Source organism: Thalassotalea piscium (assembly GCF_030295935.1).
Lineage (GTDB): Bacteria > Pseudomonadota > Gammaproteobacteria > Enterobacterales > Alteromonadaceae > Thalassotalea_B > Thalassotalea_B piscium.
Genome location: NZ_AP027362.1, coordinates 940,682 through 954,880, shown reverse-complemented (window position 1 = coordinate 954,880; position 14,199 = coordinate 940,682). Strand labels below are relative to the sequence as shown.

12 protein-coding genes are annotated in these 14,199 nt (G+C 37.1%); 7 read left to right on the top strand and 5 right to left on the bottom strand.

Annotation, left to right across the window (positions count from 1 at the left end; translation table 11 throughout):
• Nucleotides 1-2: 2 nt before the first annotated feature.
• Both nhaD and QUD79_RS04000 read right to left on the bottom strand, forming a co-directional pair.
• Nucleotides 3-1,244 carry a sodium:proton antiporter NhaD gene (nhaD, locus tag QUD79_RS04005; protein ID WP_184423494.1) on the bottom strand — a complete coding sequence of 414 codons (1,242 nt, stop codon included), beginning with the start codon at nucleotides 1,242-1,244 and terminating at the stop codon, nucleotides 3-5.
• 160 nt (nucleotides 1,245-1,404) lie between these two features.
• Nucleotides 1,405-2,148: a hypothetical protein gene (locus QUD79_RS04000; RefSeq protein WP_184423495.1), complete on the bottom strand. Its 744-nt coding sequence runs from the start codon at nucleotides 2,146-2,148 to the stop codon at nucleotides 1,405-1,407.
• A gap of 365 nt (nucleotides 2,149-2,513) precedes the next feature.
• Here QUD79_RS04000 and QUD79_RS03995 point away from each other — a divergent pair, with 365 nt between their 5' ends.
• The 3 genes from QUD79_RS03995 to nosZ all read left to right on the top strand — a co-directional run bounded on the left by QUD79_RS03995 (nucleotide 2,514) and on the right by nosZ (nucleotide 7,560).
• Nucleotides 2,514-3,245 (top strand): YebC/PmpR family DNA-binding transcriptional regulator, encoded by a 732-nt coding sequence (locus tag QUD79_RS03995; protein ID WP_184423601.1) that lies wholly within the window; start codon nucleotides 2,514-2,516, stop codon nucleotides 3,243-3,245.
• A gap of 222 nt (nucleotides 3,246-3,467) precedes the next feature.
• Nucleotides 3,468-5,597 (top strand): transcriptional regulator NosR, encoded by a 2,130-nt coding sequence (gene nosR / locus QUD79_RS03990; protein ID WP_184423496.1) that lies wholly within the window; start codon nucleotides 3,468-3,470, stop codon nucleotides 5,595-5,597.
• A gap of 73 nt (nucleotides 5,598-5,670) precedes the next feature.
• Entirely contained in the window at nucleotides 5,671-7,560 is a 1,890-nt protein-coding gene (gene nosZ, locus QUD79_RS03985; protein ID WP_184423497.1) for a TAT-dependent nitrous-oxide reductase, read from the top strand.
• Between the two features lie 94 nt (nucleotides 7,561-7,654).
• On the opposite strand, the gene QUD79_RS03980 is transcribed toward nosZ, so the two are convergent.
• Entirely contained in the window at nucleotides 7,655-9,298 is a 1,644-nt protein-coding gene (locus tag QUD79_RS03980; protein WP_184423498.1) for an FMN-binding glutamate synthase family protein, read from the bottom strand.
• Nucleotides 9,299-9,400: 102 nt separating this feature from the next.
• Between QUD79_RS03980 and QUD79_RS03975 the strand changes: the two genes are divergently transcribed.
• From QUD79_RS03975 to QUD79_RS03960, 4 genes are read left to right on the top strand one after another with little or no spacing between them, the layout of a single operon-like run.
• The gene (locus tag QUD79_RS03975; RefSeq protein WP_246454904.1) at nucleotides 9,401-10,765 is read left to right on the top strand and encodes a nitrous oxide reductase family maturation protein NosD; all 1,365 of its coding nucleotides are present in this window, start codon (nucleotides 9,401-9,403) and stop codon (nucleotides 10,763-10,765) included.
• Nucleotides 10,765-11,709 (top strand): ABC transporter ATP-binding protein, encoded by a 945-nt coding sequence (locus QUD79_RS03970; RefSeq protein WP_184423500.1) that lies wholly within the window; start codon nucleotides 10,765-10,767, stop codon nucleotides 11,707-11,709. The genes QUD79_RS03975 and QUD79_RS03970 overlap by 1 nt, the downstream gene beginning before the upstream one ends.
• Nucleotides 11,706-12,524 (top strand): ABC transporter permease, encoded by an 819-nt coding sequence (locus tag QUD79_RS03965; RefSeq protein ID WP_184423501.1) that lies wholly within the window; start codon nucleotides 11,706-11,708, stop codon nucleotides 12,522-12,524. Before QUD79_RS03970 ends, QUD79_RS03965 begins: the two co-directional genes overlap by 4 nt.
• The gene (locus QUD79_RS03960; RefSeq protein WP_184423502.1) at nucleotides 12,524-13,036 is read left to right on the top strand and encodes a nitrous oxide reductase accessory protein NosL; all 513 of its coding nucleotides are present in this window, start codon (nucleotides 12,524-12,526) and stop codon (nucleotides 13,034-13,036) included. Before QUD79_RS03965 ends, QUD79_RS03960 begins: the two co-directional genes overlap by 1 nt.
• An 85-nt stretch (nucleotides 13,037-13,121) precedes the next feature.
• Here the strand turns inward: QUD79_RS03960 and QUD79_RS03955 are convergent, their stop codons facing one another.
• A complete protein-coding gene (locus QUD79_RS03955; RefSeq protein ID WP_184423503.1) occupies nucleotides 13,122-13,682 on the bottom strand; it encodes a CBS domain-containing protein in 561 nt (186 codons plus the stop codon).
• Between the two features lie 50 nt (nucleotides 13,683-13,732).
• Nucleotides 13,733-14,056 carry a hypothetical protein gene (locus QUD79_RS03950; protein ID WP_184423504.1) on the bottom strand — a complete coding sequence of 108 codons (324 nt, stop codon included), beginning with the start codon at nucleotides 14,054-14,056 and terminating at the stop codon, nucleotides 13,733-13,735.
• Nucleotides 14,057-14,199: the final 143 nt, after the last annotated feature.

Here is a 14,199-nt window from a genome sequence, read left to right as displayed (position 1 = left end):
ATTTACAGCATATAGCTTGCTAAATATATGGTAATACCATATCCCAAAGTATAAGCCGCTAGAAGTGCTGGTATGTAGCGAGAGTAACTTAAAAAGGTCATTTCTTTCATTTTACTCATCGCGATAATCCCAGCCGCAGAGCCTATAACTAAGAGTGAGCCGCCTACACCAACAGCATAAGTTAAACCAAGCCATTGTGTTGCTGTTAATATCGGCTCAGCTTTCAGTAACGCCGCTGTTAATGGTACGTTATCGAGTAATGCTGAACCTATACCAGCAAAGTAATTAGAATAAGTAGGATTAAATTGTGTATAAATCTCAGTCACCAAACGTAATATACCAATTTCTTTTAACATCCCTACTAATAATAAAATACCTAAGAAAAACAATAATGTTTCATACTCTATTTGACGAATATACTCCAACATTTTACTTTCTTGTTTATCGCTACGATAAAATGTTCCAACTAGAAACATAACAGACAAGCCTGTTAAAAACGTTAAAACAGGCGGGATCCCAAAAGCAACATTGAGTAACATAGTTGATAAAATTGTAGTGAAAAATATCAATGCAACAAATATATCTATCGTTTCATAGTTTCGTATCGTTGGTTTAGTAGTCACTGTTCCTTTCAAACCAATTGAAAAAATAGTCGCGAGAAATAATACACTTACAGTGGCAGGCACTAACAATAAAAATAATTGAGATATTTTAACGTGCCCATCTAGGTATATCATTAATGTTGTTACATCACCGGTGATCAAAGCCACACCACCAGAGTTAACCGAAAAAACAACCAACACAGCCATGCGTAATTTAGCTTTTTTTGAGATACTAAAGGTTTGTAGCAAAGTTAACGATACCAATGTGGCAGTGACGTTATCGCAAATAGCAGACAATAATAAAGAGAACAGCGCAATTAAAAACATAATAACTACTACAGAGGAGTTTTCTGGGAATAGTCGCTGTACAAACAATTGGATGATACCTTTGGCATTTAAGTATGCGACAAATGTCATTGTTGACATTAAAAACAGCCATAAAACAGCAATTTCGAGTAGATTTTCTTCAAGTTGATGATTAATAAAAGCATGTTGGCTAACATCACGCGAAATAAATAATATCATCCAAGCAATGCAACCAAAAAACAAGGTTGTTTTTGCTTTGTTGATATGTGTAATTTCTTCAAAAACAATCGATAATAATGCGAGAACTGCAACCGCAATTAAAAGGTAATCAACCATGGAATATCAACTTAGATTTTAACACCACTTTTTTGTGGCGCGAATTATAGCGAAGATTTAATATAATGTGGATTAAATTTTAAGATTTTATCTTGAAATAAAGTAATAATAACAGCAAAGAATACTCGGTATAACAGCATAGGCTTATAACTCGTTCTGATTAGAACTTGCGAGTATCGGTGATATCATATTTTTCTTGTAAATCTAGCAAGAGTTTTTCATTTTCACGCAGAAATTGATTAAACTCAGTTAATACCTCTTCGTGCTTGATAGTAGACAAGTGGTATGTGTACTTTTCAAAAGGCAATGTTTTATCAAGAACTAGATCTCCCTCTTTTCCAATTAATGTTAAATAATAATTAGCGACGCTTGGTTCAATATTAGTTGCATCCACGTGGCCATATAACACTTGCTTAACAATATTAAGTGGTGAGGAGCTTTGCACTAACTTAGTATTACCGCTAGCCATTAAGTCTAACCACATTGTGGCATGAAACCCTAATATTGTGCCCAGCGTTTTAACGTCTGAGCGATGTTTTCCAACGTTATCCGAACGCACTATTGCACCTGCTAGCAACTCAACCACTGCATCACTAAATTTAAGTTTATAGAAGACATTTCGTCCATTTGACCACCGCTTGCTATCGGGGTACTTAAAATCAATCTCATTTTCTTGATACCAATAATCAGTGCGTTTTATTGGTAACGCTAAATAGGTAAAGGTATAACCTTTAGATTTTGCAAAAGCGTCAAGTAACTCTTTTGAGTGGCTTGGGTGTGGAAAGTCATATAACGGGTAGTAAGGTACGTCTTGAACCCCAACAACAAAATTCTTAGCAGTTAATGGAAATGAGATAACACAAAAACATAAACAAGCAACAAATGCGTGGATAAAGCTAAACATAAAAAATAACCTATTATTTAGGGCGTTTTGATCTTGAGATACAATATTTACGAATTAAACCTATCTAAAGAGCACACTAATACAAATATCAAAAAACCTGATGTAAAAAAGTACACTATAAATACCAACACGTCCTAATTTCACTATATATATAAACATCATTAATTGCACGAAAAGTAACTGCAACTAGCTCAATCTTAATAGTAATAGGATTATTTTATGATCAATTAAATTCTAGGTTTTAGCTTTTTTTCTCACTACTTTACTAGCATCAATAATATAAATGCGCTGATCACTAGAAATGTAGACAGAGACACTGTTAAAATCGGTGATAGATAAATTTATATATGCGAGAAATTTTTACAATGGGCAGAGCTTACCAAAATCGAAAACTATCTATGGCCAAAACCGCTGGTCAAAAAACAAAAGTTTATTCTAAGTATGGAAAAGAAATATATGTCTGTGCTAAAAATGGTGGTCTAGACCCTGATAGCAATATATCGCTGCGTCGTTTGATTGAAAAAGCAAAAAAAGATCAAGTACCCGCGCATGTTATTGATAAAGCCATAGATAAAGCTAAAGGTGGTGGTGGTGAAGATTATTCAGAAGCACGTTATGAGGGTTTTGGACCTGGTAATTGCATGGTAATTATCGACTGCTTAACCGATAACGGTAATAGAACAATTAAAGATGTACGTTTATGCTTTACTAAAACTAACGCTAAAATAGGTTCATCAGGCACAGTTTCTCATATGTTTGATCACCAAGCCGTTTTTGCATTTAAAGGCGATGATGATGAAGCTGTGCTAGAAAACTTAATGATGGCAGACATTGATGTTACAGATGTTGAACTTGAAGATGGCATAATTACGGTTCAGGCGCCACATACCGAGTTTTATAAAATTAAAACCACTTTTGCCGACACCATGCCTGAATATGAATTAGAAGTAGAAGAAATTACATGGGTACCACAAACTTACACTGAAATTACCAGTGAAGACGATATTGCTAACTTTGAGAAGTTTATGGCCATGCTAGAAGATTGTGATGATGTGCAAAATGTCTATCACAATGCTGAGTTACCTGATCAAGAGTAACGTTAATACCACTTTGTTAACAGCACTAGATACATATCTAGTGCTGTATATTCTCTGTTAAGACTTAATAAACTCCCTACCTTTCCCTCTAGTTATCTACTTTTATCGCTTTATTGATCGAGATCATAAGCTCAACCTGACGAAGATGTAATATATGCGACATATTGTCGCAGTTGATCATTTATTTGAATGACAACAACTTAAGTAAGGTAGTCGAGTTTAATGCTGAACCTACTGAAAAATAAACTTTACTCTGTTATCTCGCTAACAGTTTTACTTTTATCTGTTATGTTCCCCGCACATGCGCTTTTTGTTAGCCCCCCCAAAGAGCCTCTTCCTTTAATTCATGAAATATTTCCACAAGCAACTCTTGTCAGTGAAAAGGAAGGTGACCCACTTATTTGGACAATATATGAGAATGACGAAATTATTGGTTACGCATTTGAAACCAATGATATCGCTAGAATCCCAGCCTATTCAGGCGAACCAGTTAATATGTTAGTGGCTATCAGCCCCAAAGGTGTTTACTTAGGCGCAAAAGTATTAGAGCACCATGAACCTATTATTTTAGCAGGCATTCCAGAATCAAAACTGCACAACTTTACTGACCAGTACGATGAAAGCCTAAAAGTGAGTGACAGACTAAAAGTTGGCGGTAATAAGCGAGACGGTATTACTCATATTGATGGTTTATCTGGCGCTACTGTTACGGTAATGGTTATGAATGTTGCTATTACTAAAGCCGCCACAAAGGTTGCCCGCTCATTAGGTATTATTAGTAAAAGTGAAACAATTAAACAACCTATCGCCACGGTATTACCTGAAGTATACGAACCGTCAACATGGCAAACCTTGGTAGGAGACGGTTCAATTCGCCGTTTATATCTGGACCGAAAAACAGTAGATGAAGCATTTGTTGGCACTGAAGCAGAGCATATTGAAGAAGCAACAACTGAACAAAAAAACGATATGTTCGCAGATATTTACTTTGCTCAAGTAGACATTCCTAATATTGGCAGAAATTTACTCGGTGATAGTGAATATCAATGGCTAAAAGATACATTACAGCCGAATGAACATGCGGTAATAATACTAGGCAATGGTTATTCCTTTAAAGGCTCAGGCTATGTTCGAGGGGGAATATTTGATCGGATTCAAGTCTTGCAAAACGAAACCGCTATTGCTTTTAGAGATTTAGATCATACGCGAGTGAATGATATTCTTATTGATGGCGCGCCAGTATTTAAAGAGATGGCACTATTTATTGTTCGCTCACACCATGAATTTAATCCTGGAACTACATGGCAGCTAGAACTTCTAGTACGTCGTCAAATTGGTGCTATCGACAGTACATTTACTAGCTTTAAAGGCAGCTACGATACATTAGATAAATATGTTTATCGCCCACCATATATTGCACCTGAGCCAGAGTTAACCCTTACGCAACAAGTATGGGAAGACAAAAGCCTAGAAGTTACTATTTTATTTATATTACTTGCAATCTTGTTAGTTGTTTTATTCTTACAAGATATAATTGTACGCCACCCCACATTCATGCATAACTTCAGACATCTCTTTTTAATTGTTACTGTCGTATTTATTGGTTGGTCTTGGGGTGGACAACTTTCAATAGTCAATGTCTTTACTTTTTTACAAGCCTTTATGTCTGATTTTTCATGGGACTTATTCTTACTAGACCCTGTAATATTTATTTTATGGGGTGCTGCCGCCGTTACTATGATTTTATGGGGTCGTGCTGTTTACTGTGGTTGGTTATGCCCATTTGGCGCACTTCAAGAATTAATCAACGTTTTTGCACGCTATATTAAAATTCCACAATTTGAACTTCCTTGGGCTGTGCATGAAAGACTATGGGCTATAAAGTACTTAATTTTACTCGCGTTATTTGGCTTATCAATGGAGTCTTTAGCAACTGCTGAACAGTTTGCAGAAATAGAACCATTTAAAACAACATTCTTATTAAAGTTCGATCGAGAATGGCCATTTATTATTTATGCAGTGGGGCTTTTAGTCATCAATATATTTAACCGCAAGTTTTTCTGTCGTTACCTATGTCCGCTAGGTGCTGCACTATCAACCAGTAATAGCATTCGCTTATTTAGCTGGTTAAGACGCCGCCCTGAATGTGGACAACCATGTAAAACATGCGCTAAGGAATGTGAAATTCAAGCAATTAATCCTGATGGGGTAATTAATATGCGTGAATGTCACTACTGCTTAGACTGCCAAGTAACCTATTTTAATGAAGAAAAGTGTCCACCATTGAAAAAGCTTGCTCGCAAAAAGAATCAGTTTAAAGAGAATCAAATAGAAGTAGTAGATGTAGGTTAAACAACCATAAAAATAATACACAAACACAAACAAAACTTAATTGACTAGTTAAAAAAAGAAATGGAGAAGAGTGATGAGTAAAGAAACCGAAAGCTCTAATAACGTTACATTAGAGAATGAAGAAAGACGTAAGTTTTTTGGTAAAACGGCATTAATAGGTGCTGGCGCAGTTGCCGCTCCTATGACTGCGACCATGTTCGCTACTATGGCAAAAGCCAATGCCGCAGAAGCAGCTAACAGCCCTGTAGTTCACCCTGGTGACCTAGACGAATATTATGGTTTTTGGAGTGGCGGTCAATCAGGTGAAGTTCGCATTATTGGCGTTCCTTCAATGCGTGAATTAATGCGTATACCTGTATTTAACACCGACAGTGCTACGGGTTGGGGTTTAACCGACGAAAGTAAACGTATAAGAGGCGAAGGCGATCACTACTTAAATGGAGACTCTCATCACCCTCACATGAGTATGCAAGACGGTCGTTATGATGGTAAATATGTATTTATAAACGACAAAGCGAATACACGCGTAGCACGTATTCGTTGTGACATTATGAAATGTGACAAAATTCTTACCGTTCCTAACGCTCATGCAATTCATGGATTACGTGTTCAAAAAGCTCCGTACACTAAATATGTAATTTGTAATGGTGAATTTGAAATTCCAATGAATAATGACGGTAAGGCATCGCTGCACGATGTAAGCACTTATCGTTCACTTTATAACGTTATAAATGCTGAAACAATGGAAATGGCTTTCCAAGTAATGGTTGATGGTAACTTAGATAATACCGATGCAGACTTTGATGGAAAGTACTTTGCCTCAACATGTTACAACTCTGAAATGGGTATGAACTTGGGTGACATGATCTCTTCTGAACGTGACCATGTTGTTGTGTTTAACCTTGCTCGTTGTGAAGCCGCAGTTAAAGCAGGTAAATTCAAAACATACAATGGCAATAACGTACCTGTATTAGATGGCCGTAAAGGCTCTGATTTAACACGCTATATACCTGTGCCTAAATCTCCACATGGTATGAATACATCACCAGACGGAAAATACTTTGTAGCTAATGGTAAATTATCACCAACTGTATCAGTTATTTCTATTGAAAAATTAGATGATCTTTTTGCTGATAAAATCAAGCCACGCGACACTATTGTAGCTGAGCCAGAGTTAGGCTTAGGTCCACTTCATACAGCATTTGACAACAGAGGTAATGCATACACTACATTATTCTTAGATAGCCAAATTGCTAAGTGGAATGTTCAAGATGCGATTGATGCGCACAACGGTAAGAAAGTTAATTACCTTCGTCAAAAACTCGATGTACATTACCAGCCAGGTCATAACCATACATCGCAAGGTGAAACACGCGATACTGATGGTAAGTGGTTAGTTTCATTATGTAAATTTTCTAAAGATAGATACTTACCTGTTGGCCCATTACGCCCTGAAAATGATCAATTAATTGATATTTCTGGTGACGAAATGAAGCTTGTTCACGACGGCCCTGCTTTTGCTGAACCGCATGACTGTATTATTGTTCACCGTAGCAAATTGAAGCCACTAAAACTTTGGCCTCGTAACGACCCATTCTTTGCTGAAACTATTGCTCAGGCAAAAAGAGATGGTGTTGATGTATACACTCAAAACAAAATAATTCGTGATGGTAAAAAAGTTCGTGTTTACATGACTTCAATTGCACCTACTTTTGGTATGACTGAATTTAACGTTAAACTTGGTGATGAAGTTACCGTTATTGTCACAAACTTAGACCAAGTTGAAGACGTAACCCATGGTTTCTGTATGACTAACCATGGTGTACAGATGGAAATTGGCCCACAAGCAACGGCGTCAATTACCTTTAAAGCAAATCAACCTGGTGTTCACTGGTATTACTGTAACTGGTTCTGTCACGCTTTACATATGGAAATGCGTGGTCGTATGCTTGTTGAAGCATAATAGATCTTTGTAAAGTACATAAAACAACGCACAACCTAGGGCCTAGGTTGTGCTTTTTTTATCACTCATTCACCTCTAGGGCAACTCGATTCGTTTAGCGATAAAACTCAGCTGAAACTAATATTTCCGTATCGGGTACATAAAACTGCTCTGCACTGCCGCCATGCCACCATAATTGCCAACTTCGACTAAGGTGATCAATATTTTCATTAAGAAGCGCGTTTGCAGGTAATGGTGCTACCAAACTACCAATTGATGTTTGTAATGCATTTGGCGAACGGCGCTTTACCATATTTGGTGTTAGCTTTGCAGGGTCATCCAAGCCTAGGCTAGCGACTAATTCATAAAAGTTAGCTAACGTATTCGTATGAAAGTTTTTTACGCGATCACTTTTCGCTAATACATCAATAGCTTTAGATCTGGCAGGATCTTGCGTGGCAATCCCGGTTGGACAACGATTCGTATTGCAATGCTTTGTTTGAATGCAGCCAAGTGCCATCATCATAGTTCGAGCAGCATTTACTATATCTGCACCAACTGCAATTTTGGTTAACAAGTCAAAACTTGACGCTGTTTTACCTGAAGCAATTATCGTTATTTTATCTCTCAAGCCAACACCTACTAACGCATTATTGACAAAATAAACTGCTTCTAAACACGTCATACCCAGTCGATTACTAAACTCAACAGGTGCAGCACCAGTACCTCCTTCAGCGCCATCTATGGTAATAAAGTCGGGCACTATTTTAGTGGCTAGCATCGCTTTACACACGCCTAAAAATTCGGCAGGGTTGCCAATACATAATTTAAAGCCTACCGGTTTGCCACCACTTAACTCTCTTAAGCGTTTAACAAACTGTAATAGCTTGATTGGGGTTGTACATTCAGGGTTAATTGCCGGCGACACGCAATCTCTATCACGCGAAACGTGACGAATTCTGGCTATTTCTTCGGTAATTTTAGCCTTAGGCAACACACCACCATGGCCAGGTTTAGCGCCTTGGGATACTTTAATTTCTATCATTTTAACTTGCGCTAGCGTCGCTCTTTTAATAAAGCGTTCCTCGTGAAAGTTGCCATCATCATCTCTACAACCAAAAAGCCCAGAGCCTATTTGCCAAACAAGGTCGCCTCCATGCTTTAAATGATAGGGACTCACTCCACCTTCGCCCGTATTATGGTAACAACCTGTTTTTTTTGCGCCTAAATTTAACGCCTCGATTGCATTTGCACTTAATGAACCAAAACTCATGGCAGAAATATTTAAGTAAGAAGCTGAATAAGGCTGTTTACATTCACTACCACCAATGACAATTCTTTTAGCTGAATCAAGCACATGACTTGGAGCAATTGAATGCCATAAGCTCAAGTAATTATCTTTATACAAGTCTTGTTGCGTACCAAAAGCAATGGTATCGCGAGCATTTTTGGAACGTTGGTAGACCAAACTTCTTTCTTCACGGTTAAAGGGCCGTTCCTCCGTATCATTAGCAATAAAATATTGTTGAATCTCTACACGAAACGATTCAAGAAAATAGCGTATATAAGCAACAACAGGATAGAGCCTATTTAAACTATGATGGCTAAAATACAGATCATAAAAACCTATTAAGGAATACGCTAGGGTTAGACACACTAATACGCCAGCGAAAACACTCTCACTTTGTGAAAAAAAATAAAACGTAATAATGTTACCTAAGGTTAAAATTAACCAATAAACCTTTTGCATTATGGTCATAAATAATCCTTGTTTGAAGTCTACTTTTCTTAATCAAGATCAATAGTATATTGATAAAAAATGTTATGCTACGTTCACTTTAACTTTAATGAAGATTTTCCTTTGTTTTTTTTAAAAAAAATACGCTTAATTCCCTTAATCTCTATTGTTGTTATAAGCTTATACGTACAGAGTAGCGCTGCAAAAATATGGCAAGCGACACCTGCCCAAAATTTACAACAACTACTCAATGATGCGGAAAATGGCGATACTATAAATTTATCAGCTGGTCGCTATTTAGGTAATTTCGTTATTACAAAAGAGCTCACAATTACGAGCAGCGAAAATGCCATTATAGATGCCCAAGGCAAAGGGCATGCTTTATTACTTAGAAACTCTCATATCACCGTTGAAAATCTTACTATTGTTAACTGGGGAGACAATTTAACTGATCAAGACTCTGGGATATATTCCGACCGTCAAGCAAACCACATCATTCTTCGTAATAATAAACTAAAAGGTGATGGTTTTGGTATTTGGTTACAAAAAGGTCAAGACATTAAGGTATTAGCAAATACTGTTGAAGGGAATACCGCGCTTAGATCGGCTGACAGAGGAAACGGCATTCAATTATCAGTTGTTAAGAATGTTGAAGTTAAAGATAACGAAATATTTAATACCCGCGATGGTATTTACATTATTTCTAGTCAAGAGAATTCACTAGAAAACAATACCATGCATGATTTACGCTACGGTATACATTATATGTACTCTCATGATAACCAGGTAATTAATAACCATGCTTACAACACAAGAGCAGGTTATGCACTAATGAGCTCGAAAAGGCTAATTGTTAAAGGCAATACCACTCACAATAGCGAAGATTACGGTTTTTTATTAAACTTTATTACCACGTCAACTATATCAAATAACGTTATTAAAGACGTCTGGACCAAATCAAATAACAAAGTGCTTGGCCGTGACGGTAAAGGGCTATTTGTTTATAACTCTGCATATAACACAATTAGTAATAACGTAGTTGATACCACAGAAATAGGTATTCACCTTACCGCAGGATCTGAAAATACTCAGGTGTATGGTAATAGTTTTCTTAATAATCCTACACAAGTAAAATATGTTTCCAATAAAAAACAAGAATGGAGCCATAATAGTAAAGGCAACTACTGGAGTAATTACGTTGGTTGGGATATGGATAATGATGGTATTGGTGATGTAGTATTCGAGCCAAATGATGGCATTGATAAACTAGTGTGGCAGTATCCAGAAATGAAAATGTTAATGGACAGCCCCGCCGTACTTATTTTGCGCTGGGTTCAGCGTCAGTTTCCTGTGCTAAAACCACCTGGTGTAAAAGACAGTTTCCCGTTAATGAAGTCGCCCCACCAAAATACTGAACGCTTAGTAACATCGATAAATACTCTTCACGAACAAAGTAGTGATAACGTGACAGAAAAAGGTAAAAAGTAATGTCGAAAGAATTGTTAATCAAGTTATCAAATGTCGGCAAAGAATATCGTTCTCTTTGTGCGTTACAAGCGATTAACCTTGAATTAAATCAAGGCGAGGTCCTTGGGTTATTTGGCCATAATGGTGCGGGTAAAACCACCATGATGAAGTTAATTCTCGGGGTTATATCTCCAACACAAGGTAATATTGAAGTATTAGGCGTTGCGCCAGACTCAAAAGCCTCATGGCACATGCGTAACCAAATTGGTTACCTACCTGAAAATGTGAGTTTTTATGAACAGTTAACAGGTTTAGAGGTGCTAACTTACTTTGCCAAGCTTAAAGGTTTTAACAAAAAACACGCCATTGCATTACTAGAGCAAGTAGGTGTTGCCCATGCAATGAAGCGACAAGTAAAAACGTATTCAAAGGGAATGCGCCAACGCTTAGGTCTTGCTCAGGCTTTTATTGGTCAACCTAAATTACTATTACTTGACGAACCAACGGTAGGGCTTGATCCAATAGCTACTGCTGACTTTTATCAAACGGTAGATCAGCTAAAAAGCCAAGGTACAAGCGTAATTTTATGTTCGCATGTGTTACCTGGTGTAGAGCAACATATCGACAGAGCGATGATTTTATCTTCAGGGGAAATGTTAGCTACCGGTAGTTTGGTAGAGTTACGTCAATCAGCTCATTTACCAGTTAAAATTACAGTCAAAGGTATCACTGATACACTAAAGAAAGATCCACTCTTAACTCCCTACCTTGATCAAATATATGCAAATATATTACGAGTACCTGAACTTGATAAAATGGAAGTTTTACGACATTTGCTTACTATACCATCACTGGAAGATATTAATGTGGAACCTGCAAATTTAGAGCAAGTCTACCAATACTTTTTACAGCAGCCCAACCACCTAATTGAACAGACATCAAATATAAAAGGAGCAACAGCATGAAACAAATACTAACTGTTGCCAACAAAGAGTTTCATGATGGATTACGTAATCGCTGGCTAGTCTCTATTACGCTGATTTTTGCCATGCTCTCCATTGGTTTAACCTACTTTGGTGGTGCAGCTTCAGGAGCGCTTGGTATTGCTTCGTTATCAACAACTATTGCTAGTTTAGCAAGCTTAGCGGTATTTTTAATACCGTTAATAGCGCTGTTACTTAGCTACGACAGTTTTGTTGGCGAGCAAGAAAGTGGCACATTACTCTTATTATTAACCTATCCGTTAAATACTACGCAGCTGTTACTTGGTAAATTTTTGGGGCAAGGCAGTATAATAGCCCTAGCAACAATATTAGGGTTTGGCTCGTCGGCAATTGTGCTTTACTGGCAATTAGATGACACCGCCGTTTTCAGTGTTTTTTCAACCTTTATTACCAGTGCGGTATTACTTGGACTAAGCTTTACTGCCATCGCATATTTAATCAGTTTACTGGTCAGCGAAAAGTCTAAAGCAGCTGGATTTGCATTAATCACGTGGTTTTTATTTGCATTAGCTTTTGACCTTGCGCTACTTGCTTTATTAGTTGGTGTGGAACAAGGTATTTCACAACAAGGTCTGACCCAATTAATGATGTTAAATCCTGCTGATATTTTTAGATTAGTTAACTTATCAGGGCTAGATAGCAGCGACATTAATGGCGCGCTAGCTATCGCTATAAAATCAAGCTTATCTCAAGGGCAACTTTTTGCCATATTATTAGCTTGGGTTGTACTACCACTAACAGCTGCAAGTATCATTTTTAAAAAGAAGAAACTCTAATGAAAAACACACTACGAAAAAGTTTAATCCTATTTTTATGCGCTTTAACGCTTATCAGCTGTTCAGAGCGAAATGCAAACGAACAAACTATTCATCAGGCAGCTGCCATTGAAGCTGCAGATGAATGCCATTTATGCGGCATGATGATCATGGAATTTCCAGGACCTAAAGGTGAACTATTTAAAAAAGGAATTACCGAAGCTGAAGGTAAGAAAGTTCATAAATTTTGCTCAACACGCGACATGTTCAGCTTTTACTTAGAGCCCGAAAACAAACGAAATGTGACCACCATTTTAGTGCATGACATGAGTAAGTCGCCTTGGAATGCACCGAACGATGAATACTTTATTGATGCAAGAAAGGCATGGTTTGTCGCAGGTTCGTCTAAAACAGGTGCTATGGGAGCTACATTAGCTAGCTTTTCAATGCAAAGTGATGCGCAAGAGTTTGCTAATGAGTTTGGCGGTAATGTTTTAAGCTTTGAAGAGGTTACACTAGCAACGTTAATGTAATACTATTGCGCAACCTTAATAAACGAAACCTTAACAGCTATAACATAGCAAAGGTTTCGTTTAACATTGTTAACGGTTAGCTACATTAGCCGTATGCTTCTTCAAATACCCTGTTAAATGAGTTCTGATAATTAAGCTTTAAAGGTAAATGGAGCTTTCTCGCAATATCACTTGATGAGATAACACCACGAATCTGATGATGTTCTCTATCAACCACTAAACAATGGTTGAGCCTATTTTGCTCTAATGCAAAAATAACATCGCACACTTTTGATCGTTCTAATTCCTGGTAATCAAATACAGATAAACAGTTACGCGGTAACATTAACTCTTCTACCAATATTTCATTTCTTGGCGTACCTTTAGCTACTTCACTTATAAGGCGCTGCTCGGATAGCTCTTTAGTGCTAACAATTCCTAAAAATTCATCGCTATCAGACACAACTATTTTCATTTGCACATGAGACTTCATCATCAAGTCTAAAACATCTACCGCTAATGTATTCGCCTTTACTTTTAAAGGGGAGTTTAGCTTGAAGTCTGTAAATATTGTGGTTGCTGGAGAGTATAATGTTGTTGGTTCAAAATATTTTGGCGCAATAATATTATCGACCTTTTCTAGGTCAAATAGGTGTAAATTTTTCATAACTACCTCTTTTATGAGATTAATCTATTAATTTTTATAAAGAAAATGTATTAATTAAATAGAGGTAGTGTTGGAGGTGCTCGGGTATTAATAAAATGGCGGGTTAGCAAAGATATGTATGGTTGAACAAAAGAATAGAAGCAAGCTGTAGCGATTAATTGTGTACAAGGCTTACTACCCGCTACAATTGAATCGAGCGGGTCAGTATCAATTTGGCCGGAGCTAACATTAGCAAATAAGTCAAAGTTAAATAAAGCCACTTGTTCAGCTTTATTTTTCTCAATTAAATTAGCCTCTCCTTGCCCAACGATAGAGCAAGTAAACATTAATAAAAGAGGAACTAAGAAATATTTTGCCACTAAATTACCAGTCAATAATAGTTAACCTCAACTCGGGATAATAAATAGCTCTCTAGCAGCTATTTTTCCCCACTTCTGTGTTAAATTCATAAACAATAGAATTATCTATTCTTAATGAATTTGCCTTGAATTAAGAAAAACTATCAAGCTAGTGAGTG